The sequence below is a fragment of the Arthrobacter sp. B1I2 genome, assembly GCF_030816485.1.
Classification (GTDB): domain Bacteria; phylum Actinomycetota; class Actinomycetes; order Actinomycetales; family Micrococcaceae; genus Arthrobacter.
In genome coordinates this window covers 63056-87897 of record NZ_JAUSYC010000001.1, presented here as the reverse complement: position 1 = coordinate 87897, position 24842 = coordinate 63056, and the positions used below count along the sequence as shown (strand labels likewise).

General features: G+C 65.2%; 20 protein-coding genes. 10 read left to right on the top strand and 10 right to left on the bottom strand.

Annotated features, from left to right (window positions below; all coding sequences use genetic code 11):
• Nucleotides 1–55 precede the first annotated feature (55 nt).
• The 4 genes from QFZ57_RS00395 to QFZ57_RS00380 all read left to right on the top strand — a co-directional run bounded on the left by QFZ57_RS00395 (nucleotide 56) and on the right by QFZ57_RS00380 (nucleotide 4752).
• Nucleotides 56–1783 (top strand): purine-cytosine permease family protein, encoded by a 1728-nt coding sequence (locus QFZ57_RS00395; RefSeq protein WP_306632270.1) that lies wholly within the window; start codon nucleotides 56–58, stop codon nucleotides 1781–1783.
• Between the two features lie 205 nt (nucleotides 1784–1988).
• Nucleotides 1989–2645, top strand: a complete 657-nt coding sequence (locus tag QFZ57_RS00390; protein ID WP_306897150.1) for a DUF6318 family protein — start codon at nucleotides 1989–1991, stop codon at nucleotides 2643–2645.
• A gap of 161 nt (nucleotides 2646–2806) precedes the next feature.
• Nucleotides 2807–3568, top strand: coding sequence for a PKD domain-containing protein (locus QFZ57_RS00385; RefSeq protein ID WP_306897147.1), 762 nt, complete (start codon nucleotides 2807–2809; stop codon nucleotides 3566–3568).
• A gap of 113 nt (nucleotides 3569–3681) precedes the next feature.
• Nucleotides 3682–4752, top strand: coding sequence for an alkene reductase (locus QFZ57_RS00380; RefSeq protein ID WP_306897145.1), 1071 nt, complete (start codon nucleotides 3682–3684; stop codon nucleotides 4750–4752).
• 233 nt (nucleotides 4753–4985) lie between these two features.
• On the opposite strand, the gene QFZ57_RS00375 is transcribed toward QFZ57_RS00380, so the two are convergent.
• Nucleotides 4986–5303: a hypothetical protein gene (locus QFZ57_RS00375; RefSeq protein ID WP_306632586.1), complete on the bottom strand. Its 318-nt coding sequence runs from the start codon at nucleotides 5301–5303 to the stop codon at nucleotides 4986–4988.
• A 129-nt stretch (nucleotides 5304–5432) separates the two neighbouring features.
• Here QFZ57_RS00375 and QFZ57_RS00370 point away from each other — a divergent pair, with 129 nt between their 5' ends.
• Complete coding sequence (locus QFZ57_RS00370; RefSeq protein ID WP_306897143.1) at nucleotides 5433–7865, top strand: Tex family protein; 2433 nt, start codon at nucleotides 5433–5435, stop codon at nucleotides 7863–7865.
• A gap of 45 nt (nucleotides 7866–7910) precedes the next feature.
• Entirely contained in the window at nucleotides 7911–8231 is a 321-nt protein-coding gene (locus QFZ57_RS00365) for a hypothetical protein (protein ID WP_306632266.1), read from the top strand.
• Between the two features lie 10 nt (nucleotides 8232–8241).
• On the opposite strand, the gene QFZ57_RS00360 is transcribed toward QFZ57_RS00365, so the two are convergent.
• The 5 genes from QFZ57_RS00360 to QFZ57_RS00340 form a co-directional block, all read right to left on the bottom strand.
• The gene (locus tag QFZ57_RS00360) at nucleotides 8242–9054 is read right to left on the bottom strand and encodes a YqjF family protein (protein ID WP_306901493.1); all 813 of its coding nucleotides are present in this window, start codon (nucleotides 9052–9054) and stop codon (nucleotides 8242–8244) included.
• A 151-nt stretch (nucleotides 9055–9205) separates the two neighbouring features.
• Nucleotides 9206–10576, bottom strand: coding sequence for a DUF222 domain-containing protein (locus tag QFZ57_RS00355; protein WP_306897141.1), 1371 nt, complete (start codon nucleotides 10574–10576; stop codon nucleotides 9206–9208).
• 588 nt (nucleotides 10577–11164) lie between these two features.
• Nucleotides 11165–11560: a DUF1622 domain-containing protein gene (locus QFZ57_RS00350; protein ID WP_306897139.1), complete on the bottom strand. Its 396-nt coding sequence runs from the start codon at nucleotides 11558–11560 to the stop codon at nucleotides 11165–11167.
• A 60-nt stretch (nucleotides 11561–11620) separates the two neighbouring features.
• Nucleotides 11621–12481: an NAD-dependent epimerase/dehydratase family protein gene (locus tag QFZ57_RS00345; protein WP_306897138.1), complete on the bottom strand. Its 861-nt coding sequence runs from the start codon at nucleotides 12479–12481 to the stop codon at nucleotides 11621–11623.
• 3 nt (nucleotides 12482–12484) lie between these two features.
• Nucleotides 12485–13402 (bottom strand): MSMEG_6728 family protein, encoded by a 918-nt coding sequence (locus QFZ57_RS00340; RefSeq protein WP_306632261.1) that lies wholly within the window; start codon nucleotides 13400–13402, stop codon nucleotides 12485–12487.
• 156 nt (nucleotides 13403–13558) lie between these two features.
• On the opposite strand from QFZ57_RS00340, the gene QFZ57_RS00335 reads away from it, so the two are divergent.
• A complete protein-coding gene (locus QFZ57_RS00335) occupies nucleotides 13559–14146 on the top strand; it encodes a hypothetical protein (protein WP_306632260.1) in 588 nt (195 codons plus the stop codon).
• Between the two features lie 195 nt (nucleotides 14147–14341).
• On the opposite strand, the gene QFZ57_RS00330 is transcribed toward QFZ57_RS00335, so the two are convergent.
• On the bottom strand, nucleotides 14342–14998 hold the full coding sequence (locus QFZ57_RS00330; RefSeq protein ID WP_306897136.1) for a LysM peptidoglycan-binding domain-containing protein: 657 nt from the start codon (nucleotides 14996–14998) through the stop codon (nucleotides 14342–14344).
• Between the two features lie 309 nt (nucleotides 14999–15307).
• Here QFZ57_RS00330 and QFZ57_RS00325 point away from each other — a divergent pair, with 309 nt between their 5' ends.
• The 3 genes from QFZ57_RS00325 to QFZ57_RS00315 all read left to right on the top strand — a co-directional run bounded on the left by QFZ57_RS00325 (nucleotide 15308) and on the right by QFZ57_RS00315 (nucleotide 17987).
• On the top strand, nucleotides 15308–16369 hold the full coding sequence (locus QFZ57_RS00325; protein WP_373461138.1) for an adenosine deaminase: 1062 nt from the start codon (nucleotides 15308–15310) through the stop codon (nucleotides 16367–16369).
• Between the two features lie 261 nt (nucleotides 16370–16630).
• On the top strand, nucleotides 16631–17581 hold the full coding sequence (locus QFZ57_RS00320) for a pullulanase X25 domain-containing protein (RefSeq protein WP_306632257.1): 951 nt from the start codon (nucleotides 16631–16633) through the stop codon (nucleotides 17579–17581).
• A 106-nt stretch (nucleotides 17582–17687) separates the two neighbouring features.
• Nucleotides 17688–17987, top strand: a complete 300-nt coding sequence (locus tag QFZ57_RS00315; protein ID WP_306897134.1) for an acylphosphatase — start codon at nucleotides 17688–17690, stop codon at nucleotides 17985–17987.
• Between the two features lie 53 nt (nucleotides 17988–18040).
• On the opposite strand, the gene QFZ57_RS00310 is transcribed toward QFZ57_RS00315, so the two are convergent.
• The 3 genes from QFZ57_RS00310 to QFZ57_RS00300 all read right to left on the bottom strand — a co-directional run bounded on the left by QFZ57_RS00310 (nucleotide 18041) and on the right by QFZ57_RS00300 (nucleotide 24752).
• Nucleotides 18041–21688 carry a TM0106 family RecB-like putative nuclease gene (locus QFZ57_RS00310; RefSeq protein WP_306897133.1) on the bottom strand — a complete coding sequence of 1216 codons (3648 nt, stop codon included), beginning with the start codon at nucleotides 21686–21688 and terminating at the stop codon, nucleotides 18041–18043.
• A gap of 145 nt (nucleotides 21689–21833) precedes the next feature.
• Nucleotides 21834–23036, bottom strand: a complete 1203-nt coding sequence (locus QFZ57_RS00305) for a TerC family protein (protein ID WP_306632254.1) — start codon at nucleotides 23034–23036, stop codon at nucleotides 21834–21836.
• Nucleotides 23037–23075: 39 nt separating this feature from the next.
• The gene (locus QFZ57_RS00300) at nucleotides 23076–24752 is read right to left on the bottom strand and encodes a RecQ family ATP-dependent DNA helicase (RefSeq protein ID WP_306897130.1); all 1677 of its coding nucleotides are present in this window, start codon (nucleotides 24750–24752) and stop codon (nucleotides 23076–23078) included.
• Between the last annotated feature and the right edge of the window lie 90 nt (nucleotides 24753–24842).

The window sequence follows — 24842 nt, the reverse complement described above, 5'->3', positions numbered from 1 at the left end:
CTCGATAGCGTCACACGCAGACCGCAGAAGCCTGCCAACGAAAGAGACGCACCCAATGGGCAATGACATAGACACCACGCAATTGCTGGAACCGGCGGCACCCGCCGGCGCCGCCGTCGTCGGACGTTCTCCGGCAACCACGACGACGGGCAACACCGCCGCACTCAACGCCACCAAGGAAAGCCTGGAGGATTACACGCTGCGGTTCGCGCCGCGCTCCTACCGCAAGTGGAGCGCCGGGGTGGTGGCCACAAGTGCACTGGGCGGCATCGCCTACCTGGCAGACTTTTCGATCGGCGCGAACATTGGCATCTCGTATGGCACGGTGAACGCGATCCTGGGAATCCTGGTGGCAGCCGTCGTTATTTTCGCCACGGGATTTCCCTTGGCGTATTACGCGGCGCGGTACAACATCGACCTTGACCTGATCACCCGCGGATCAGGCTTTGGCTATTACGGATCGGTGGTCACCAACGTCATCTTCGCCACCTTCACCTTCATCTTCTTTGCCCTGGAGGGCTCCATCATGGCGCAGGGGCTGGAGTTGGGGCTCGGCATCCCGCAGTGGCTTGGCTACGCCGCCTCCACGGTCATCATCATTCCGCTGGTGATTTACGGCATGAACACCCTTGCCAAGCTGCAGGTGTGGACCACTCCGCTGTGGCTGCTGCTGATGGTGGTTCCCGTGGGATACCTGCTGGTCTCGCACCCGGAGAGTATCGACAGCTTCTTCGCGTACACGGGTGCATCCGGTGACGGCGGGCCGAACCTGGCGTCGGTGATGCTGGCCGCGGGCGTGTGCCTGTCCCTGATGGCGCAGATCGCCGAGCAGATCGATTACCTCCGTTTCATGCCGCCGCGTACCGATGCCAACCGGGGTGCCTGGTGGCGCGCAGTGATCCTTGCCGGTCCGGGCTGGGTGATTTTTGGGGCGATCAAGCAGATTGTGGGCCTGTTTATCGCCATCTATCTGATCGCCACCCTGGATCCCGCCGCCTCTGCTACCGCCAATGAGCCGGTGCACCAGTTCCTGGGCGTTTACCAGGAGATGATGCCGGCGTGGCTGGCCATGACGCTCGCCGTGGTGCTGGTGGTCATCTCCCAGATAAAGATCAACGTCACCAATGCGTACTCGGGCTCGCTCGCCTGGACCAACTCCTTTACCCGTATCACCAAGACATACCCGGGCCGGATGGTGTTCGTGGTGGTGAACCTGCTGATCGCGCTGGTTCTGATGGAAGCGAACATGTTTGATTTCCTCAACACCATCCTCGGGTTCTACGCCAACTGCGCCATGGCGTGGGTGGTCACGGTGGCGTCCGACATCGCCATCAACAAGTACCTGCTTAAGATTTCCCCGAAGGTGCCGGAGTTCCGCCGCGGCATGCTGTACGCCGTGAATCCGGTTGGGTTCGTGTCCATGCTGGTGTCCGCCGGGGTTTCGATTGCGGTGTTCTTCGGGGCGTTCGGCGCCGCAATCCAGCCGTACTCGCCGATTTTCGCGGTGGGCCTGGCGCTGGTGCTGCCGCCGGTTCTCGCCGTGCTGACCCGCGGGCGGTTTTACCTTCGGCGTTCTGACGACGGAATCGACCTGCCCATGTTCGACGCGGACGGGAATCCCAGCGACGCCAAGCTCCTCTGCCACGTGACGGGGTTGGAGTTTGAGCGCCCGGACATGATGCGTTCCGCGCAGGACGCGCCCGACGGCGGCCCGCAGTATGTTTCCTCGCTCGCCTTGTCGACCGACAAGACAGGTGAGTTGGTGCTGCCGGCCCGGAAATAGGCGCCTACTACGAACTTCTTCTCGTCAAAGGAAGCCGGTGCATTTCCTGCACCGGCTTCCTTTATGACTTTGTTCGCTTCGCCTCTGGTGATAAAACCGTGGGCGGTGCCTGTGGATAAGTCTGATCACGAAATTGCGACGTGGGCTACCCTTAAGCCACTGTTCGGAGCAAGCCGTCTTGAAACTACTGGGGGAATAGCGGCCCATGACATCACGGAACTTCTTTACGTCCAGCGCTGTGCGTTCCAGGGCAGCAGCCCTCGTTGTTGGTCTTGCGTTGGCCTTGTCCGGCTGCAACTCCGGGGACTCTCCTGGGACCGGCGGCACGTCTTCCCCGGTGGCTGCTGAAACACCCACCGCCAGCACCACACCCACTTCGACTCCAACACCGAGCGCCGTGTACAAGCCGGCCGACGCGTCCGGCCCCGCCCAGAACGTGCCCGTCCCCGTGCTCCCGGAAGTGGCGAAGACAGAGACGAAGGAAGGGGCAGAAGCCTTTGTTCGTTTTTGGTACGAGACCCTGAGCTACGCGTACGAAACCGGTAAGCCCCAGAATCTCGAGAAGATAAGCGGTCCAGGGTGCGTCTTCTGCAAGGGATTACGGGATGGCATAAATGAAGCGTGGAGCGAGGGTCGTTGGATATTAGGCGGGAAGATCGAGACGCCAGCTATAACAGCGACAGTCGAGACGGGAGCCGAATCATACGCAGTAGTTCAAGTTATTCAGTCAACAATCGAGATCAGGAAGCCGGACGGGACTCTCCTTCAAAACCCAACTCCTGCCACAAATACTGGTAGCCGAGCCGGACTTACCTTCGGCTCGTCGGGTTGGGTAATGTCAGACCTCGGACTCATTCGGTAGTCACAATGAAAGCCACCGGACTCAAAGTTCTGTGTGTAGCCTTTTCTGTTCTCTTTCTTAGCCCCTTAGTGGCTTATGCTGACGTATCCGTTGGCTATGAGGACAGGGGGCTAGTAGCGGGGGCAGATCAATGGGTCAAAGACTCGGGCACCGGAAAGTTGGTGCGGGCTGAGCCCGGTGCGATTGTCGCCGACCCCAATGAGTACAAGTACGAGCTCCAATGCCACCTCGGCGGAGGGGACTTCGACACTCCTTGCCTAGCCCGCCAGCTCGACTGCAAGGACCGGGAGGACGGCGCCAAGGGCATTCCTGTCATGTGGTTGTCGCGGCCACGAGGCGTACCGGGCGCGGTTTGGGCGCATCACTCGGGTCCCACCTGCCTTTACGATCCGAAGCCTGAGGACCTGCTGCCCCGGATCGCGGCGGACATCCAGCGGCAGTTCCAGAACCTGCCGGTCAATGCTGGGAAGGTTGTGGCGCAGCCCAGCCCGAACACCCTTCGGGGCGCGGAAACGAACTTCTACGCGGAAGCGGCTGAACAGCAGTTCGACATCACCATGTTCGGCCAGCAGGTTCACGTTGTGGCAACGCCCGTCCAATACACGTGGAACTACGGCGACGGTACTGTCTTCGGCCCGCAACCGTCCATGGGCGGACCCTTGCCGCAGGACCGCTGGGGCGAGAAGACCCGCACCAGCCACGCGTATGCATCCACGGGAGATTTCCAGGTGGTACTGACCACCTCGTTCACGGGCACCTACTCTGTGAATTCGGGTCCTCCTTTGCCGATTCCAGGCCAGGGCCAGTTCAGTGCTCCACCGCAAACCGTCAGCGTCTGGCGCTCGCTCACCCGCAACTACGCCGACGACTGCAACGCCAATCCCCAGGGCCAGGGCTGCCCGGGTGCCGGAGCATCGCGCTAGGTCCAACGCGGGGGACTGTGATCCCCGTCGCACCCGCGCGGAGATCGGAATAGTTGCACGCGCCCCACAGTTGGCATGGGCAGTACGTCTTCAGCCTTCGAAAGGAACCGCGCATGCTGTTTTCCCCACTCACCCTCGGCGAACTTGAACTTCCCAACCGGCTGGTGATGGCTCCCCTGACCCGCCTCCGCGCCGGTGAGAAGGGCGTCCCGGGCCCGCTCGTCGTCGAGCACTACCGCCAGCGCGCTTCCCTTGGCCTCATCGTCAGCGAGGGCACATACCCCACCCTCGCCGGGCAGGCCTACCCCGGCCAGCCGGGAATCGTCACCGAGGAGCAGGTTGCCGGGTGGAAGAAGGTGACCGATGCAGTCCACGCCGAGGGCGGCCGCATGTTCGCCCAGATCATGCATGGCGGGCGGGTTTCCCACTCCGACATCACCGGGGGCCTGCCCATCGTCGCCCCCAGCGCTGTAGCCATTGACGGCGACGTCCGGACTCCTGCCGGCAAGAAGCCCTACCCGGTGCCGCACGCACTCACCACCGACGAACTCCCCATGGTCATCCAGGAAATCGTCAACGCCTCGCTGAACGCCATCGAGGCGGGGTTCGACGGCGTGGAACTGCACTCGGCCAACGGCTACCTCCTGCACGAGTTCTTGGCCCCGAACTCCAACATCCGGACGGACAGCTGCGGTGGATCGCCGGAGAACCGCGCCCGCTTTGTCATCGAAACCGTCAATGCCGTAGTCGCGGCCCTCGGCGCTAACCGGGTGGGACTGCGGATTTCCCCCGAGCACAACGTCCAGGGCATCGCGGAGACCGACGCTGTGGATGTGCGCGCCACCTACGAGGTCCTTGTGGATAGCATCGCGCCGCTCAACCTGGCCTACCTGAGCATCCTGCACCACGAACCCTCGGGCGAACTCGTCCAGGACCTCCGCGCGCGCTTCGGGGGCACCTTCCTGGTCAACACCGGATTCGGTGTCATCACCACGCGGGAAGAGGCCGTGAACCTGGTGGCTGAAGGCCACGCGGACGCCGTCGTGGTGGGCCGCCCCGCAATTGCCAACCCGGACCTTGCCCGCCGCTGGAAGGAAAGCCTTCCGCTCAACGAGCCCGACGCGTCCACGTTCTACGCTGACGGCGCCAGCGGTTACACGGATTACCCGGCGTACCAGGGCTAAGCGGCCGATCCGCCGAGCCGAATAAAAGACGGCGGCGGCACCCATCCTGGGTGCCGCCGTCGCTGGCTGTCAGGGGTGCTGGTCCCGGGCAGCGAAGCCGGAAGGCCATCCGACGACCTCCGGCTGAAGACTGATGTGGCCCGCCGGACTCCAGCGGAAGCCGGCGGTGATCAGATGCTACTCCAACGAATGGACTCTTACCAGAGCCATTTCTTGCCGCCTGGAAAACAGGGCTAGAGCACGGCTTCGCGGCCAGTGCCTTCCTTCATCACCAAGCGTCCGTCCTCGATGGACACCAGCACGCTCTTGGGCCTGCCGCTGACCTTGGTGATGGCTTTCAGGCCGCGGTTGGTGACCTCGACTCCCACCTGCGCACCCTTCGCCGGCAGCTCCACGGAGACTTCTGATGCGATGCCGAGAAGCGGATTGGTGGAGATCCCCAAGTCCCTGCGTACTGCCTTGCCATTCACGGTGACGGTGATGTTCGCCTCGTCGAACCCATCCTGAAACACAACCAGCAATTCCCGCACGGTGGCCTCTTCCTCGAGCATGGGTGCCAGTGATCCCAAGTCCACTACAGCACTTTGCGGGCCCAAGGGGAATACCCGCTTTCCCCCGCCGGAACCTCCAGGGAGACAGTGGCGGTGGAGCCCCACCGGCCGGTAAGGCAAGATGTTCTGGTGACCCAACTGCCTTCACCTTCCCCCGCTTCCGCCCCCTCCCGCGCAGCAGAGGAGGACGCCATCTTTGCCCAGATTGCCGCCGAGCTGGGGGTCAAAGCCTGGCAGGTCAAGTCGGCCGTCGGACTGCTCGACGGCGGGTCGACAGTCCCGTTTATCGCCCGGTACCGCAAGGAAGCGACCGGAACCTTGGACGACACCCAACTCCGCGACCTCGACGAGCGGCTCCGCTACCTCCGCGAGCTGGCAGACCGCCGTCGTGCCATCCTTGAAGCGATTGAGGCCCAAGGCCAGCTGACGCCCGAACTGCGCAAGGCAGTCCTCGCGGCGGATACCAAGTCACGGCTCGAGGACATCTACCTGCCGTTCAAGTCCAAGCGGCGGACCAAGGCCCAGATCGCCCGGGAAGCAGGCCTGGAGCCACTTGCGGACACGCTCTTGAAGCGGCCGGACCTGGATCCCGAACGGGAGGCCCGGAAGTACCTCAACAGCGCACACTCCATCGATGATGCAGCTGCCGCACTGGCTGGTGCCCGGTCCATCCTGGTGGAACGGGTGGCCCAGGATCCCGACCTCGCCGGGAATCTGCGGGACCGGCTGTGGACCCAGGGCCGGATGGTGTCCCGCGTCAAGAAAGGCAAGGAGGCCGAAGGCCAGAAGTTTGCGGACTACTTCGAGTTCGCGCAGGCGCCGGACAGGATGCCGTCCCACAGGGTGCTTGCATTGTTCCGCGGGGAAAAGGACGGAGTCCTTGAGCTGGATCTCGCCGAAGCAGACCCGTCGGACGACGCCGCCCTCACCGCCGCCCGCGCCCGCTACGAGTCGGCAGTAGCCAGGTTCCTCGGAGTCGCCGACCGCGGACGTCCCGCAGACGCCTGGCTCATCCAGACCGCCCAGGTTGCCTGGCGGTCGCGCGTGCTGGCCCGCCTTACCTCCGACCTCCGTGCCAGGTTGTTTGCGGCAGCTGAGGGCGAAGCCGTCCGGGTGTTCGCCGCCAACCTCCGCGATGTCCTGCTGGCCGCCCCTGCCGGAAACCGCGCCACGCTGGGGCTCGACCCCGGACTGCGGACGGGAGTCAAAGTCGCGGTGGTGGACGGCACCGGCAAGGTGGTTGCCACTGACACGGTCTACCCGCACGCACCGGCGCGGAAGTGGGACGACGCCCTGGCAACCCTGGCGCGCCTGGCGCGGCAGCACGCCGTCGAACTCGTGGCTATCGGCAACGGGACAGCGTCCCGGGAAACTGACAAGCTGGCTGCCGAACTGATCAAGCTGTTGCCGGACGTGGACCGGAAGCCGCAGAAACTCGTGGTGTCCGAGGCCGGCGCGTCCGTCTACTCTGCATCCGCGCTCGCTGCCGCGGAACTGCCGGGAATGGACGTTTCACTTCGAGGGGCGGTCTCCATTGCCCGACGGTTGCAGGATCCGCTCGCCGAGCTCGTCAAGATCGACCCCAAGTCCATTGGTGTGGGCCAGTACCAGCACGATGTGACGGCGTCCAAACTGGACCGGAGCCTGGACGCCGTGGTGGAGGACTGCGTGAACGCCGTCGGCGTCGACGTCAACACGGCCTCGCCAGCGCTGCTAAGCCGGGTGGCCGGCGTCGGGCCCCTGCTGAGCGAAAACATCGTGGCCTACCGCAACGAGCACGGCCCGTTCAACAAGCGGTCCGACCTCAAGAAGGTACCGCGGCTGGGCGCCAAGGCGTTTGAACAGTGCGCCGGTTTCCTGAGGATCACCGGGGGAGCGGAGCCGCTGGACGCGTCGAGCGTGCACCCGGAGGCATACGCCGTGGCGCGCAAGATCCTGGTGGCCTCCGGCTCGGCGCCGGCGTCGTCCTTGGACCCGGGCAACTTCGTGGACGATACCTTTGGCCTGCCCACCGTCCAGGACATCCTCACGGAGTTGGACAAGCCCGGGCGCGATCCCCGGCCCGCCTTCGCCGCCGCCACGTTCTCGGAAGGCATTGAAAAGATCTCGGACCTGGTGCCGGGCATGATTCTCGAGGGGACCGTCACCAACGTTGCGGCCTTCGGGGCCTTCGTAGACGTTGGAGTCCACCAGGACGGCCTGGTCCACGTCTCCGCCCTGGCCAACCGCTTTGTGTCCGATCCGCGCGAAGTGGTGAAATCCGGGCAGGTAGTCCGCGTGAAGGTCCTGGAGGCTGACCCTGAGCGGAAGCGGATTTCGCTGACATTGAGGCTCGACGACGAACCGGCCGGCGGCGGTGCAGCCTCGGGGCGGCGCGGTTCGGGACAGGGCGGCGGGGGAGCAGGCAGCGGAAAGCCCGAGCGCAATGGGCGCGCGGACCGGCAACAGCCGGTGAAGCAGGCTACGGGTAGGGCCGGTGCTGGAGGCCGACCGGCTCCCAGACCCCAGCCCGTTGACACGGCAATGGCGGAGGCACTCAGGAAAGCCGGCCTGGGCAAGTAGCCGAGCGGGCTTTTGGCAGTGGCGGGTTTTCTGTAAGGGTGGGGTATGACCTATTTCCTGGAGTACACCGTTCCGGCCGCCCCTGGTGATGCAGGGTTCGATTTTCCGCACGACGAGATCAATTCCGGAACCACGGTTCCGCTGTCTGAGACAGACGCGGAAGTGGTGCATGCGCCCGATCTCCCGGCCCGCACCGGAATCATCGGTGCCACCGTGCCGGAGGCGAAGCTTGAGGCGGAGCAGCTGATTACCCACAGCCGCGCCACGGATGCGTCCCTGTACTTCGACCCGTCGAACTCATTGCAGGCAGGCGTGGGCACCTTGGTGAGCACTTTCAGTGAAGGCCGGGGCTGGCAGGACGTCTAAGGCCTGCCGTTCAGCCGGAAGGGCCCACCAGGCGTGGCCTGCCGAACCTTGTTCGAACTCCAGGCGAGTAAAGGACCGACTCCGGCGGCCCGGTAACGCTGATGCCGGCGGCTTCGACCAATCCGTCGCTGAGCTGGTGGACCTCCGCGCCGAAGAGCGGCCACGCCTGGTGGCTGTTCGGTACATAGAGGGTCCTTCCGTGGAAGCTGCCGTGCATGCCGAACCTGGCCGTCAGGAAGACGGAGAGCGGGTCGGAGGCAGCCGTGTGGAGCCTGGGGACGACCGTGAAATCGCTGCGGGCTGCTGAGCTGCCGAACCGGCGTACGGAATAGCCGAGGGGAAATTCATCCGAGCTGCCGGCAGCCACGGCCGCCCCGCCGTTGCCATGCTGCCCCGAAACGCCACCGCCGGGAAAGGGCGGCCAATGCCGGATACGTGACCACACATAGGGAATTCCCGCCGCCCGCGTGGCCAGGACGACCGGCAGCCGGTTTGCGTCCAGGCTCAGGAACACCACTCCGCGGGTCCCGTTCCGCTCCCGTGAGTAAAGCCGCACGTTGACCTCATTGAAGCTTCCCAGATAGGGAATTCCGGGGCCGCGGCCAAGTCCCGCTTGCTCCATGCGGAAGCCAATCAGACCCACCCAGGAACTGCCGTCGAACACGTCGGGGCGGACGCCGTCAGGCATGAATGCGGCAGCTATTGCCTGCGGGATGCGCCAGTGAAGGAAGACGGCGTCAAGCCACCGCTGATCGGAGAAGACCGGCGCGGGCAGTTCCGGCGGCCGCGGCCACACTGCTGCGGCGCTGAGGTTTCCGGTCAAGGGCCTCACTACTCCTTCGCTCGGCCCACCAAGCCTAACCGGCGTTGTAGACGTAAAGGCTGGCCCAGCAGTGACTACTCGTTTCCCCGGCAGTCTGTCCCTGTATGTGAGGACAGACTGCCGCTCTGAAAAACCTCTTCTATTGGCTTCTTCATTCTTGTGGCTGAGGCAGCGGTGGTGGTTTGGAGTAGTGGTTTTGCTGGGGTGTTTGGGTGGGGTCGATGTGGGGTGGGGGGATGAAGGTTGGGGTGTCGTGGGTGGTGGTGATGGTCCATTGTTCTTTGTGGATGAGGTGGTGGTGGTAGCTGCAGAGCAGGACGCCGTTGGTGGTGGTGCTGGGGCCGCCACGTGACCAGTAGGTGATGTGGTGGGCTTCGCACCAGGGTGCGGGGATAGTGCAGTTGGGGAAGGCGCAGCCTTGGTCACGGGCGATGAGGGCGGTGCGTTGGGCTGGGGTGAAGAGGCGGGTTTTACGGCCGAGGTCAAGGATTTCGCCGCGGGTGCCCAGGAGTGCAGGGATGATGTCGGCGTCGCAGGCGATTTTGCGCAGGGTGGCCGCGGCGACGGGGCCGGTGAATGCGAACGCACCGGTCCCTGATGCCGTTCCAGGCCCTGCCCCTGGCTCTCTCCCTGTCCCGGGTTGTGTGGTGCGGGTGGGGAAAAGGTCCTGGTAGTGGATGGTGGCGATGATTTGGGGTCGGTTGCCGCCGGTTGTGGGCAGGGTGTTGGTTGCCAGGGCGATCTTGGCGGCGGTGATGATGCCGTCCAGTTGTTTTTGTGGCCGGGTCCGCCGGTCCAGGTCGGGCAGGTCAGGGTTCCTGCTTGTCCGTTGACCCGACCGGACTGTTCCCGTGCCGTCATCGGATTTGGTTTCACTGGCCGTGCCGTTCGTGGCGGTGGTGCCTGTTTCCGTGCTGTTGGTGCGGGGGTTGGTGGCGGTGTTCATGACGGTGAGGAGGTGTTCGTACTGGTCGGTGGTGGCGAAGATTTCGAGGTGGTGCAGGCCGTGGCGGGGTTTGCGGATGAAGGCGCCTTGGGTGTGCCGGAGGGCTTCTTCGGTGGGTTCGGTGCCGTCGGCGTCAATGGTGTCGGTCCATCGTTGGGCCAGACGGGCGAGGAAGTCGGGGTCGGTGGTGGTGGCGGCTTGGGTGAGGTGGTGTTCGATCCGGTCCAGGGTGCCGGCGGTGGTGTGGTGTTGGAGCCGGTCCAGGGTGGCCGTGATGAGTGTGCCGGCGTGCGAGGACACCACTGGCCCCTGCGCCGTCCCGGTCTCCGTGGTGCCGGCTTTGTTGCCGCTGGGCGTGCCGGGTGTGCTGGGGGCGAGGGCGGCGGCGATGCGGGGCCCGGGCGGGTGGGAGTGGTTGGCCGGTGAGGCTGGTGCCCGGGAGGGTGTTGTGGGCGAGGGTGAGCCGGCGGCGGGCTTCGCGGATGGGGATCCGGAGGCGCAGGCGGAGGAACTCTGCGGTGTTCCGGCAACCGTCATCGGCCGGAGACGCCGGGACCGGGCGGGGGGATCTGGCACGAGGCCAATCGGTGTCGGTTTCCTTCACAGGGTCCGGGGTGGTGTTCAGGGTTTCGACGCGGTTGGCGTCCCACCCGGTGATCCAGCCCCGGGACCGGCTGGCACGGGCGGTTTCGGTTAGCCAGGTGGTGCGGCGTGTTTTGGTGGCGGCCGTGGCGGCATCGCTGATGGCCTGGGCGCGGGTCCGGTCCACAGCGCCGGCCGAGAGAATTTGCAGGTACTCCGCGGTCCGGACCAGTTCCTCGACCCCGTCGGCGAAATCGGCGGCCTCGACATAGGAGGCGGACGCCAGCCCCTCAGGGGCGGCCAGGGCAGCTGCCGCAAGCTGCTTAGCCAGTCCGCCCAACAAATCCCGTGCGGCCGGTGCCGTGGCAGATGGGAGACTCCGGGATTGCCGTGAAGGCTCCTCGCCGCTGGCTGGCACCTCCCCGGGGACTGCGTGAAGGTAGGACGGGCGCGGCAGCCAGCTGCCGGCGTCGTCCGTCTCCCCAAGCTGCTCCCCAATGGCCTCCATAACCCAACTCTGCCAGCCACCACTGACAATCAGGAGCCGACAAAACTGCTATGTGGAAAACCTGGGCAGAGGCGTTAGCCTGCGGCGGCGGTAGCCCCATCCCGGGCGACGGATGGCCCCTTTTGCCAGGGCCATCGCCCTGTAATTTCGAGTTCCAGGGAGAAGCTGAGGAAGGTCCTGATCAGCACGATAATGGCTAGCACCCCGACGCTCGCGAATGTGGGCGTGACGGCAACGGTGCGGATGATGTCGGCCGCGACGAGCAGTTCAAGGCCCAGCAGGATGGACCGGCCGAGCAACTGGCGGTAGGACCGGTAGAAACCCAACTTCTCCGACTCCGGTGGAAGCTGCCGCGGCTGATGGCCCCGGATCGCCAGCGGGAGAGACACCACGGCGCCGATCACCATGACCGCCACTCCTGCGACGTCGACAAATTGCCCAACCGCCTCAATGACCTGCCGAAATTCCATGCCCTGTCTCTCCTCGGTCCAGGCGTACTGCGCCTGGCAGTGATTATGGGGAGGCCTCCGTTAGGGATGGCGGATGCCGTTCCCCGCTATGACGTCCCTGTACCCTTCCCTGAACGTGGGAAAGGTGAAGGTAAAGCCGGTGCTGCGGAGCAGGTCATTACGGCAGCGCTTGTTGCCCCCACGGGCCGGGCCCGCATCACCAGCTGGGGGTGCGGAAAGGCCGAGTTCGGCTGCCAGGAATCGCAGCACGGTTCCCAGATCGGCCGACTCGTTGTCCACGCCGACATAAGCAGGCGAGGGCGCAGTGTCCATGGTGGCCAGGTGCACGATCGCGGCCGCGGCGTCGTCACGGTGGATCCGGTTGGTGTACCGCACGTCCTCGGGAATGACTGCTGAACCTGTCCGCACCTGGTCAATCAGCCGTGTCCTGCCCGGCCCGTAAATGCCGCCCAGCCTCAGCGAGATGCCAGCAGTGCCGGTTCCCCTGAGCCTGGCCTGCAGGAGTTCCTCTGCTTCCAGCAGCACCCGGCCCGAGAATCCGGCAGGCTCCGGGTGGGTGGATTCATCCACCCACCCGCCACCCGCGTCCCCGTAGATGGCGGTCGAGGAAACAAAGAGGACCCGGTCCGGGCGCACGCCGTCACGTTCCAGCGCATCGAGCACGTTTGCCACGCCGCGTACATACGCGGCGCGGTATGCCTCCTCAGTGGGGGAATCTGCGGCGACAGCAATGACGACGGCGGCGGTGTCCGCGGGGACGAGCGGCAGCTCCGGCGATCCCAAGTCTGCCGCAGCACCTTGGATGGCTGCCGGCAGTTTCCCTGGGGTCCGGCGCCAACCCACGACCCTGTGCCCCAGCGCGGCGAACCCGAGCCCCGCCTCCGTGCCCAGGTCGCCGCAGCCCGCCATGAGAACGGTCATGGCCTACGGTGCCTCCACCGGGAAGAACACGCGCGGGTCCTGCAACAGCGCAGGGTAGGCGAACGCGGAGCGGTCAATGATCTCCAAGACCTCGAAATTCCTGCCGAACCGACCATCATCAAGGGTGATCGGGCGGCCTACCACCTGTCCCACCGCGAACCTGGCCCCGTTTTCGAACGGAACCGCAACCGGCGTCTTCCCCGGGAGGGTCCGGAACGCCTCCTCCTGCGCCATGCGCTTGCGGGTGGGCTTCTTCGCCTGCGGCTTGGGCGCGGCTTTCTTCGGGGTCCGCGACGGCCGGCGGGAGCCGTCGTCCACGTAGACGGGGGAGTAGCCGTCCCCGGGGGCCATCGCGGCGGCGGCAGCAGCACTCCGGTTCACCGGCGGAAGCGCCACTGTCGTGAGCGACTGGGGGTCGACGTCATCATGCGGCTCCCGCAGGATCCACAGAATGTCCCCCTCCGGTTCCTGCGGCAGGAACTCGTGCCGGGGCTCAGGCCAGACGTAGTCCATATCCGGAATGGCGTCTGGGAAGACAGAGGTGTAAAACTTCGGTTCCTTGTGCACCAGCTTGGAACGGTGGCTGAGGTGGAAGTCCGGGTCCCCGAGCCACGGCGGCAGGACGATTTTGGCAGCGTAGTCGGGATGGGCCGCCTGCGGCGCGAACTCGGCGATATTCGCGCGGGTGTTGTCCGGGTGGCCGCGCTCAATCCATTCGTCCACCATCGCCAGTCCATACATGGTGAGGGCGGGCACGTGGCCCATCCACATCCGGATCGCCGGGTGGGTCTGCCAGCCGTAGCCAGGGATCACCAGCGCCCGGAGGGTTTGCAGCGCTTCGACCCGCTGCTTGCCCAGCCGTGCAGTGTCCAGGGCTTTGGCGCTTTGACGGAAGTCAGGGTACGGGAGGAAGGTTTGCATCTATTCAGTCTGACGGCATGCGGCGGATGTTCCAATTACGGTGCCGGGGACCACATGCGGCAGCAGATGCTGTCCAAATAGTGGACACCTGCATACCGCTTCCAGGTTAAAGCACTAAGATCTCGGCAACCCCACCCGCGTTCTGGAAGCTCTCTCATGACATCTACATCTGACAAAGCCGTCGACCACGCCCGCACCGTCCTGCCCCGCTACGGGCAGATGCTGGGCCCGGAAGCCCGGGGGATCCTGGTCCTCGACGAATTCATCATCGATCCCGCAGCCGCACGCAAGGATCAGCACCGCTTCCGGGACGGCATGGCCGCCGTCGCCAGGACGGTCCGGAGAATTGCCGCCCTTCGGGTGGTCATTGCGCTCGTGGCCATCGGCAACCTGCCCCTGTTCCTGCTCTCCAGTGGCTGGTGGATCTACGCCGTTTCGCTCACCCTGGTGGTAGCCGTCCACGCGGCCGTGACGCTGCTCAACCGGCATGAGCCGCGGCTCAAGCAGCGCTCCGCCCTGGAGTTGCACATGCACCGCGAACGCAGCGCCAACTACCGCAAGGTGCGCGACGCCGTGAAGTTCATGATCGACACCCCCAGCAGAATGAACGAACACCTCTACCTGGAGTTGCTCGCCGTAAAGCGCGTTGCCCTGAATCTTGCGCATGGCACGGTTGCCCTGCTGGACACCAGCGACGACTCCGCCTGGAAGGTGCGGATCGTCCGCGAACTGCCCGCCGGCTGACCGTCTGTTGACTGCCCCGCTCCGGCAGCGGCCCAGAGGTTAAAGAACGACGCCGGCACGCCCCTTGTGGGAGGTGCCGGCGTCGTTTTTTGGTCAACGGAATTTGTCTATCGCCGACCTGTTTGTGTCGCCTTCGAAAAGGCGGAACGGCGGGAGCCACTGCTCATGCAGCCGCCGGTGGTACTGCCGCTGGTGTTACGCGGGAAGCTGGATGACCTGTCCCGCGAAAACGAGGTTCGGATCCGAAATGGTGTCCAGGTTGGCATCGGCAAGGTGCTGCCAGCCGCCCTGGATGCCCAGCTTCTGGGCAACAATGCTCAGGGTGTCCCCGGCCTGCAGCGTGTAGGTTTCACCGCTGAGGGCAACCGACGTTGCGTGCCGCGGAGCCGGTGCCTGCGTCACCGGAGCACTTTGGACCTGGATGCTTTGAACGGGAGCAGCCTGGACTGGCGCGCTCTGTACGGGAGCAGCGTGGACTGGAGCGCTCTGGACCGGTGCTCCGCCGCCACCGCTCAGGCCCAGCTGGGCCGCGCAGGACGGCCAGGCGCCCCAACCCTGGGAAGCCTGCACCCGTTCGGCTACCGCGATCTGCTGTTCACGGCTGGCGTCCGCGGGGGACCCGGTTCCGCCGTAGGCAGCCCAGGTGCTGGGGGTGAACTGCAGGCCGCCGGAGAAGCCGTTGCCGGTGTTGATGGACCAGTTGCCGCTGCTCTCGCACTGTGCCAGTGCATCCCAGGTGGACGTGGGGGTGGCTGCGTTGGCCGCCGTGGCTGAAAGCGCCAAACCTGCCGCGGAGACGGCGGCCAGGGTGACTCCGCGGCGTGCGGCAGTACGGAATTTGGTGTTTTTCATGATGGTGATGCTCCTGAAGGCCACCAGCGCTGGTTCCGTCCCCGGAAGTCGTCGCGCCACTGCCCGCCCTGACGAATAGAGGTCACTGTTGGTGGCTGCCGCTGGGCAGTTCTGGTGGAGGCAGCACCGGGCAATCAAAGAGCCCGCCGAACGGGCATGCATTTCACGCTAGGACATCGCCGGGGCGTTATCAAATCGAGATTCCAGCGGGCGTGTTGCGGGTGGACGATTCCACCTGCCGCAGCGGCGGCACCGTGGCCTCGAAGCGCCGGGCAGGCGCGAAACCCGGAGGGGCACTATCCTGACCGGATGGACAACTTTGCCGGCGGCAGCACCATGCCCGAAACCGAAACGGACCCAGCGGAACCCACAGTCCCTGTCAAGCCCCTCCCGGTGGCCGAACTGCACCTGCACATCGAAGGCACGCTGCAGCCCGAACTCATCTTCGCCTTGGCCGAGCGCAACGGCATCGCGCTGCCTTACTCCGGACTGGACGAACTCAGGGAAAAGTACGAGTTCACGGATTTGCAGTCCTTCCTTGACCTCTACTACGCCAACATGACGGTACTGCGAACCGAGCAGGACTTCGCGGACATGACCCGGGCCTACCTGGAGCGGGCCGCTGCCGCCGGCGTCCGGCACGCGGAAATCATGATGGACCCGCAGGCCCACCTCTCCCGCGGCATCCCCCTGGAGGCGTGCGTCAAGGGTGTGGCTTCGGTGCTGGCAACCTCGGAGGAGGAGTACGGCATCTCCACCATCCTGATCGCGGCCTTCCTGCGCGACCTGCCGGAGGATTCGGCGCTGGAAGTCCTGGGACGGCTGCTGGCCATGAACGCGCCCATCGGCGCAATCGGCCTGGACTCAGCCGAAGTGGGGAACCCGCCGTCCAAGTTCGAGCGGCTGTACGCGAAGGCGCGTGAAGCAGGCCTGCGGTTGACGGCGCACGCTGGCGAGGAGGGTCCGGCGGCGTACATCATCGAAGCCCTGGACATCCTGGGTGTGGAGCGGATTGACCACGGCATCCGCTGCATGGACGATCCGGACCTGGTGGAGCGCCTGGTGGACGCCCGGATTCCCCTGACTGTCTGCCCCCTGTCCAACGTCCGGCTCCGCGCGGTGGACACCCTGGCCGACCATCCGTTGCCTGCGATGCTGGCTGCGGGACTGAACGTTTCGGTCAACTCGGACGATCCTGCCTACTTTGGCGGCTATGTGGATGACAACTTCACCCAGCTGACAGCGGTGTTTGACCTTTCCGACTTTGACAGGGCGCGCCTTGCGGCGAACTCCATCCACTCCTCCTTCGCGTCCGAGGAACGGAAGGCGGAGCTGCTGGCGGAATTGAACGGCCGGGAAGTGTCCGACTGACCGCTGCTGTGTCGGGGGCAACAGCCGGGCTTTCTGCCCGGTAAACTAAGTGCCGCAGGCGTGTCTGGGGAGTGCAAGGCAGCACCCATGTCAGCGCTTGAGGGTTATGCAGACAGCCCTTACCCGAGACCTCCGCCTCACTTGCGGCTCAATCCGCTTCACAGTCGGTCACGACACGCAGAGTTAACCAATTAAAGTCGCGCGATTTAATGGGCAGTTGGCAAGATGCCTAAGACCGATCGCTTTTATATAAGGGGAATCATGGCCAAGTCCACCGCAGAAAACACGTACCTTCGACTCAAGACCGTGCTGGATGTCCTGACCGAAGGCGTGTGGTCCGGCGATGCACTGAATGCAGGCCAGGTCCTGGCGGAAGCAACGGCCCGCGTGCCGTTCAACGAGCACGAGGCTGAACTCCTCAGCGGCGGCATCCCGCGCGGCCACAAGACCCTCACCTCGGCCACCGCCAAGCTGGTCAAAGCCGGCTGGCTGGTCAAGGGCCGCTCAGGCTGGACCATTACCGAGGACGGCATGCGCGCCACCGTAGCCTTCCCCGACGCTGATTCCTTCGCCGCAGCGCTCGACGCCGGCACTCCCGTCCCTGCCGGCACTTCCGTTCCCACGGCTCCCGAAGGGTTTGTCCGCCCGGTTTCCGCCGCTGCGGCAACACTGGCGGTTCCGGCCAAGGAGGAAGCACCGAAAACGAGCGCCAGGAAGGCTCCCGCGAAGAAGGCCGCGTCCGCTGTGGGCAAGGCAGCCAAGGCAATCGAAGACGCCGTCGAACCCGTGGTGAAGGCTGTCCGCAAGGGCAAGGCTGCTGCCAAGGACAAGACCGAAGCAGCGCCCGCTGCCGCCTCTGCCGAAACCTCCGCTGCCACGGAGCCCTTCGAGGGCCCGGACGTTGAAACCCTTGCACAGCCCGAAGCTGTGGCCGTGGCAGGTGACTTCAACACCATCCTGGGCGCCCCGGAAAACTGGGCGCCGCAGTACGACGAAGCGCAGATGGAGTTCGACTTCCTGGACCAGCTGTGGAAGAAGAGCGCCGAGCTTCCCGCCGGTTTCTACACCTTTAAGATCGCCCTGAACCGCTCGTGGGACGAAAACTATGGCGCCTTCGGCACCTTCGACGGCCCCAACCACGAACTGCACCACGCCGGTGGCACGGTGACCATCCGTTACAACCACGCCACCCGCGACATCACCATCAACTGACGGGTTGCCCTCCCACCCGACCGGGTGGCCCAAGTGTCGTTTGTCGGCTTAAACGACACGTACTGCGGCCCGGTTGGGAGGGGCGGCCGGACGGAGGAGGAGCACCATGGGCAGGCACGAAGGTGCAGCACAGGAAGCTGTGCGGCTGGACGCCCGGGTGTTCGGGATGGTCCAGGGAGTGGGCTTCCGGTATTGGACCATGGGCAAAGCGGAGGAACTGGGGCTGTCAGGTGAGGTGAAAAACCTCGACGACGGCTCCGTCTCCGTGGTTGCCGAAGGCCCCGATCCCAAGGTCCGGGAGCTCCTGGACTGGCTCAACTCTGACAAGACCCCGGGCCGGGTGGAGCGGGTGGACGGTTCGATGTCCCAGGCCGAAGGATCATTCCGCGGCTTCCGGGCGCGCTGACGTCCTGTGCCGGCCTGACCGGACAAATCCCGCCTCCGCTGATCCTGGATCCGCTACTCCCGAGGGCTTAGGCCGATAAAGGCTCCCAGCTCCTCGAGCCCCGCCGGCTTGTGCGGCATGTAGCTGGTGAGTTCGGGGGAGCGGACGATGACAGCGCGCCACTGGCCGCGGGACACTGCAACATTGATGCGGTTGCGGTTCAGCAGGAATTCCGCACCGCGCGGAGCCTCTGCCACCGCGGAACAGGCCATCGAAACCAGTACCACAGGGGCTTCCTGGCCCTGGAACTTGTCCACCGTGCCCACCCGTACATCCGGCAGCCCTGCTTCCGCCAGGTGCTTCCGGACCAGGTGGACCTGGGCGTTATAGGCAGCCACTACCAGGAGGTCCTGCTGCTCCAGCGGGCGCGCTCCGCTGCCCGGGCCGCAGGTCCACTTCAACCCAAGGTGGCGGCGCGCCTGGCGCACCACTTCCCCAGCTTCCTCCGTCGACGCTGTGGTGTTGCCGGTGTGGTTGACAAACACCGTCTCCACGCCAGGCGCCAGCTCCTCCAGTTCCCGGAGGGAGGCGGCAGGAGTCGATTTCAGCTTTCCCTCATAGCTCAGGTTCGATACCGCCCGGCACAGCTCAGGATGCATCCGCCAGGTGTCGGCGAGGAAGTAGCCCAGGCGCGCCGGAAGCGTGGCATGCCCGGCTGCGAGCCAGCCCAGGGCGGACTCGTCCACCGGTTCCGGATGCGCGCCCTGGGTGACCTGCGGGAGCTGCTGCGGGTCACCGAGCAGGAGCAGCCGCTTGCCCGCGCGGCTCACGGCCAGGGTGTTGGCCAGTGAGAACTGGCCGGCCTCGTCAATGACCAGGAGATCCAGGGATCCGGCAGGGACTTCCTTGCCGGTCATGGTCCACGCGGTGCCGCCCACCAGGCATCCTCCCGGCGACGACAGCAGGCGGGCCACGTCGCCTTCGGCGGTGAAGGCCCAGGGAACCGCATGAGGGGAGGCCAGTTTCTTGCCGACCACCTGCGGATCCACCCCGCCGATTTCGATGGCACGGCACAGCAGGTTTTCCACCACGTTGTGCGACTGGGCTACCACCCCGATCTTCCAGCCCTCGGCAACGAGCCTGCCGATTACGTGGGCGCCAACGTAGGTCTTACCCGTCCCCGGAGGCCCCTGGACGGCCAGGTAGGAGTGGTCAAGGTCCCGCAAGGACCCGGTTATGGCGCTTGCATAATCGGCAGCGCCGTCGTGGCCATGCCGGACTTCTGCAGGCCCTGGCAGCGAGCGGAACCGCGGCGGCAGCTTCCGCAGGATGTCCAGGCCCGGCTGTGCGGGGAGGGACGGGACCGAGGCGCCCACGGCTCCCGCTATTTCCGCGATGGCGGCTTCGATACTGGCGGTGGCCAGGGGCTGGTCCTCGGTCAGGGCCACCGGCAGGTGCGGGTAGGCGGGAACCTTTCCTGTCTCCCGTTCCGTAACGGTGATCACATGTTCGGGGCTGTCCGGCGCGGCCTCCAGCCCGCTGATCCTGGTCCCGAAGGTGTAGGCCCGGGTCCCGGGAACAGCCTCCGGAGCGCTCATGCCGTCCGGTCCCGGCGCGTCGTACAGCCGGCACCAGCTGGAGTCGGCACGGAAATCGGAGCCCTCCGTCATGGTGCCGCGGAGCTTCAGGACGCGGGTGCGCATCCGTTCCCTGGGCTTGGCCAACGCCCAGTCCGTAACGACTTCCGCTGACGAGACAACGAACACGTTCCTCTGGTCGGACCAGTTGTCCAAGGGTGCCTCGAGCCGGTCGAAGTGCTGCCACCAGAACTGCTTGCGCTCGCGCCGGTGATAGCCAGTGGCGGCCGCAACCATGGCGACGGCGCGCTCGTCGTCGGTCCATGGGCGGTTGTCCGGCAGGCCGGCAAGATACCCGCGGAGCCGTTCCTCCTCCGGTGTCTCGTCCGCGGATGCCACGCCGCTGGTTTCGGATGGCGCATCCTCCCCGGACCCTGCGTCCACGCCAGGTGCACCGGCACGGCCACCTGGCGCCGCAGTGCCTCGCGCGTCCTTTCCCACCTTCAGCAGCCAGTCCCGCAGACGGAGGGTGGAGAGGCAGTCGTACTGGTTGTAGTCGGAAATCGAAGCCAGGATGCCATGGGCTTCGTCCTGGTGCCCCTCATCACGCGCGGCACAGTAGGCGGCATAGGCCACCACGGAGGCCCCTGCATCTTTGACGTCTCCGGACCGCAGGTTGTCTCCCATGTACAGCGGTTCCAGCTTCTTGATGGAGTACGACGCCTCCGAGATGCGGATGGAATGCCGCACCGTGGCGTACAGGTCCACCAGCAATCCCTGCCGGAGCCAGCGGTCCACCGTGTCCTCGCCCGCCTGGTGTACGAGGGAAAGATGCCGCAGCGCCGTCTTTTCGTACGGGGCGTAGTGGTAGACGTGCATGTCCGGGTACCGGGCACGGCGCTTCTCCACGTAATCCAGGAAATCCAGGAAGGCGCGCCGCTCCCCGGAGCGGGAGTGCGCCCAGAACGGACGGAACACGGGTTCACTTTCGGCGCCCGCAACCGGGGCCTCGATGACACCGAAGAGGTACTCGATGCCCCAAGCACCGGTGGCAGGGTCCTGCCACAGTGGATCGCCCTCGAAGTCGAAAAAGATGTCCCCGGCGCTGGGAGCGGGCAGCGATCCGATGGTGTTGTCCGGAAGGACCGTATAGGAGACCGTGTGCGGCTGCCCGTCCTTAGTGAAGGTGCGCGCTCCCGCGGGCTGGTCCAGGCCCAGCTGCATCCGCGCCTGGGCACGGAGCCGGGTCACGGAGTTTTTGGCTTCGGCGGCAGGCATGGCCGCAAGTCCATCAATGGTGGTGATACTGGCCGCGTGGAGTTTCCGCCGCTGGACAACAGACATCCCTGCCACCATCAGCAAATCCCTGTGCAGTTTGACCTGCTCAGCGCAGTAGTCGCAGCGTCCGCAATGGACCACCCCGGGCTGCTGCCACTGGACAGGGGTGGCAGCGGCGCGGTGGCCGGCTGTGAGTTGCCGGAAGCGCCAGCGCCGTTCGCGGAAGACGGGCAGCAAGTCCGGCAGGGAATGGCTGCTCCGAAGCCAATCGTCGCCGATGCGGGTACCAAGCACCAGCGTGACGACAGGGGAGGGGGCCAAACCCATCCCGAGCAGCTGATCACCGTAGGCCGCAAGCTGCAGCAGGGCCCCTACCTTGGCGTGCCGTGCAAGCTTGGTGTCCCAGACCTCGTAACGGCCAGGGTTTCCCGTGCCGGCGGCCTCGTTGACCAGGAAATCCGCATAGCCAAGGAATTCACCGTCGAAGAAGGTGGCCTGGAAAACGACGTCCGCGCCGGACCGGAGGGCAAGTTCCGTCTCTGCGTGCTTTGCCTGCAGCTCGCCCCGCAGGGTCTGGCCACGCTCCAGCGAGTAGACGCCCGATCCGCTGCTGGCGTTCCATTCGCCGTACTTGGCCACCAGGCTCGCGAGTACGGTCTGCTCGTGGCGGTCGCCGAGCTCACCGGCACGCTTCTGCATCTCGTCAACAGGGAAATCAGCCTTGGGAGCGCGCCCCAGCTTTTCGTCCAGGATCCGGAGCATGCGGTACTCGCACTCTGAAGCAGCCACAAGGTCGGTGGCCGAAAAGACCAGGTCCGGTGGCGCACCGGATCCGGCTTCACTGCCGGCAGCGTCCAGCAGAAACATGGGGCCTCCCCAACTGTTTGCGGGCCCGGAGACAGTTTCCCGAGCCTGAAACCAAACCTAGCAAGAGGGGCTGACAATCACTCCAGCCGGCCCCAAACCACCGCCGGCAGCAATCCCCGTTGTGGGCCCCGAAAGCCGGTGAGCGTCAGCCCTCAGCGGCGGCAGCCCGCACCTGGGCCTTGTCGTGCTCTGCATGGGCGTTGCGCAGCAGCTCCATGAACTCGGTTTCGTTGCGGACCAGCCGCTTGTACTTCTCGGGAAGCTTGCGTATCTGGTCCTCCTCGCGGCACATCCTGGCGAAGATCTTGTCCCGTTCCGCCATGTCCGTCTCGTAGTTGAGGTCCAGGTATTCGGTGGCGTGGCGCCGCGCTCCGGACACCGCGTTCTTGGCCTTGCCCTTGGGGCTGAAGATGGACGCCAGGATGGTCACCACCAGGACACCGAGGATCACGCCCAGCGAGACAGCGGTGCTGACCTCAACCACGTTGACGTGCTCGCCGTCGTTGATGAACGGAAGCGTGTTCTCATGCAGGGCGTGCAGGATGAGCTTTACGCCGATGAAACCCAGGATGACCGCCAGGCCGTACGAAAGGTAGATCAGCCGGTCCAGCAGGCCGTCGATCAGGAAGAACAGTTGGCGCAGGCCCATCAGCGAGAAAGCGGTGGCGGTGAACACGATGAACACGTTCTGGGTGAGGCCGAAGATCGCCGGGATGGAATCCAGGGCGAACAGGATGTCCGTGCCGCCGATGGCGACCATCACGAGCAGCATCGGCGTCAGGACGCGTTTGCCGTTCTCCACGGTGAAGAGCTTGTCGCCGTCGTAGTGTTCCGATGCCGGCAGGAGCTTCTTGGCGAGCCGGACCACCAGGCCTTCGGAGTCGTCATCATGGCTGTCCGGCTTGAGAAGATTGCCGGCAGTGACCAGCAGGATGAGCCCGAAGATGTAGAACACCCAGGCGAAACTGTTGATCAGTGCCGCGCCGAGGAAGATGAAAGCCGTGCGGGCGATCAGCGAGAACACGATGCCGAACAGCAGCACCTTTTGCTGGTCCGCGCGGGGCACCTTGAAACTGGCCATGATGATGAGGAAGACGAAGAGGTTGTCCACTGACAACGCCTTCTCCGTGACATAGCCGGCGAAGTACTCGGTGCCCATGTCGGACCCGCCGAACAGCAGCACTCCCAGCCCGAACAGCACCGCAATGCCCACATAGATGGCGGACCAGGTGGCGGATTCCTTGAGGGTGGGGGTGTGTGCCTTGCGGACGTGGAAGAAGAAATCGAAGGCCAGGAGACCCACGATTCCCGCGATGGTCAGGGTCCAGACATAAGCAGGTACTTCCACGCCAGGGGGCCTTTCGTAGGAGGGTTCCCCCAAGCCTACCTAAGCGGGTTTCAGGAGTTTGTTCTCCACGACGGCGGACCGGGACAGCGTCTTGTACCCCTCCTGTTCAAAGAGCACCGTGATGACATCGTCCTCGTGCCGCATCACCAGGCCGGGGCCCCATTCCTTGTGCACCACTGCGGATTGCAGCGGGAAAGGTTCGTCAGCGGCGGAAGCCTGCCCACCGCCGTCGTGCTCTTCCTTGCCGTGCTGCGCAACGTCCACGGCAGCGGCAGCACACCCGTCACAGTTTCCGCACGGCTCCGGCAGGTCCTCACCGAAGTAGCCCAGCAGGAACTGCCGGCGGCAGCCGTCCGTCTCCGCGTACGCACGCATCATGGTGAGCCGGGACTGGTCCACCCGTTGCCGGGCCTCGGCGAGTTCGACGGCGTCACGCACCAGTGTGGGCAGCTTGGCTTTGGAGGTCAGCCGGATGCCGCGTTTGCCGACTCTTACGGCGCCGATCTCCTCCAGCTGGTTCACCAGATTGGTGACGCGCCGCGCCGGGAACCCGGTGAGCTCTGCCAGCGACGCCTTGGGGGCTGGAGCCTTGGCGGGCTTGAGGATCTTCAACAGGGCCAGGAGGGAATCAGGATCGGGGGTGTGGGTGCCGAAGAATTTGCGCAGGCCGAGGTCCTCGGAGCGGTAATGCAGCACGGCGGTTGCGGATTCGCCGTCCCTGCCCGCCCGCCCAATCTCCTGATAATAGGAGTCCAGCGATTCCGGAATGTCGGCGTGAACCACAAACCGCACGTTCGGCTTGTCGATGCCCATCCCGAACGCCGTGGTGGCCACCACCACGTCCAGCTTGTCGTCCAGGAACAGCTCGTGGATGTGTTCCCGGTCCTTCGCGGAGCGGCCTGCGTGGTAGGCCTCCGCGCGCAGCCCCTCGCTGGCCAGCTTGGCCGCGTATTTCTCCGTGTCCTTCCGGGTGGCGGCGTAAAGCAGGCCCTGGCCCTTCCTGGCGAGGTCCGCTACCTGGGCAAGCACGGCTTTGCGCTTGCCCTTGTCCTCGTGGTGCCGGACCACGTCCAGTGTGATGTTGGGCCGGTCGAAGCCGTGGACCAGGACCAAAGGGTCCTTCATGCCCAGCCGCTCCACGATCTCGTCCCGGACCGGCGGTGAGGCAGTGGCGGTCAAAGCGGCCACGGGCGGGTTTCCCAGTTGCTCCCGGACATTGCCGAGCGCGAGGTAGTCCGGGCGGAAGTCATGGCCCCAGGAGGAGACGCAGTGGGCCTCGTCCACCACGAACAGCGAGATGTCCAGGGCTTTGACCCGGTCCACGGTTGACTGCTTGGCCAGCTGCTCCGGGGCGAGGAACAGGAACACAGCCCTGCCGTCCTCAGCGGCCTGCCATGAAGTTTCGACTTCGGTGTCGCTGCGTGAGGAGTTGATGGCCACGGCGGCGTCCGGTCCCAGGACCTGGGTCAGCCCGTCCAGTTGGTCCTCCTGGAGGGCAATCAGCGGTGAAACCACGACGGCGGGACGTCCCGTTGCCTTGTGCAGATGCAGCGCCGCGACCTGGTAGATGGCGGATTTACCGTATCCCGTGGGCATGACGGCCAGGACATCGCGACCGTCCGAAAGGGCGGCCATGCCGGCCAGCTGGCCGTCCCGAAGGTGGGGCAGGGAGAAGGGCGATTCAGCAAGGGCCCGGAGGGCCTGTTTGTCGGACATGAAAAGTGGCTCCGCACAGAAGAAAACAGAGGCCGCTTGCTTCAGCCGTAGGAACCACCCTACGCCAGCCCCGCCCCGCCGTCGCAAACT

Coding starts and splice junctions, on each gene's coding strand:
- QFZ57_RS00395 (WP_306632270.1), top strand. CDS start 56: ATGGGCAATGACATAGACACCACGCAATTGCTGGAACCGGCGGCACCC.
- QFZ57_RS00390 (WP_306897150.1), top strand. CDS start 1,989: ATGACATCACGGAACTTCTTTACGTCCAGCGCTGTGCGTTCCAGGGCA.
- QFZ57_RS00380 (WP_306897145.1), top strand. CDS start 3,682: ATGCTGTTTTCCCCACTCACCCTCGGCGAACTTGAACTTCCCAACCGG.
- QFZ57_RS00375 (WP_306632586.1), bottom strand. CDS start 5,303: ATGCTCGAGGAAGAGGCCACCGTGCGGGAATTGCTGGTTGTGTTTCAG.
- QFZ57_RS00365 (WP_306632266.1), top strand. CDS start 7,911: ATGACCTATTTCCTGGAGTACACCGTTCCGGCCGCCCCTGGTGATGCA.
- QFZ57_RS00350 (WP_306897139.1), bottom strand. CDS start 11,560: ATGGAATTTCGGCAGGTCATTGAGGCGGTTGGGCAATTTGTCGACGTC.
- QFZ57_RS00345 (WP_306897138.1), bottom strand. CDS start 12,481: ATGACCGTTCTCATGGCGGGCTGCGGCGACCTGGGCACGGAGGCGGGG.
- QFZ57_RS00340 (WP_306632261.1), bottom strand. CDS start 13,402: ATGCAAACCTTCCTCCCGTACCCTGACTTCCGTCAAAGCGCCAAAGCC.
- QFZ57_RS00335 (WP_306632260.1), top strand. CDS start 13,559: ATGACATCTACATCTGACAAAGCCGTCGACCACGCCCGCACCGTCCTG.
- QFZ57_RS00330 (WP_306897136.1), bottom strand. CDS start 14,998: ATGAAAAACACCAAATTCCGTACTGCCGCACGCCGCGGAGTCACCCTG.
- QFZ57_RS00325 (WP_373461138.1), top strand. CDS start 15,308: ATGGACAACTTTGCCGGCGGCAGCACCATGCCCGAAACCGAAACGGAC.
- QFZ57_RS00320 (WP_306632257.1), top strand. CDS start 16,631: ATGGCCAAGTCCACCGCAGAAAACACGTACCTTCGACTCAAGACCGTG.
- QFZ57_RS00315 (WP_306897134.1), top strand. CDS start 17,688: ATGGGCAGGCACGAAGGTGCAGCACAGGAAGCTGTGCGGCTGGACGCC.
- QFZ57_RS00310 (WP_306897133.1), bottom strand. CDS start 21,688: ATGTTTCTGCTGGACGCTGCCGGCAGTGAAGCCGGATCCGGTGCGCCA.
- QFZ57_RS00300 (WP_306897130.1), bottom strand. CDS start 24,752: ATGTCCGACAAACAGGCCCTCCGGGCCCTTGCTGAATCGCCCTTCTCC.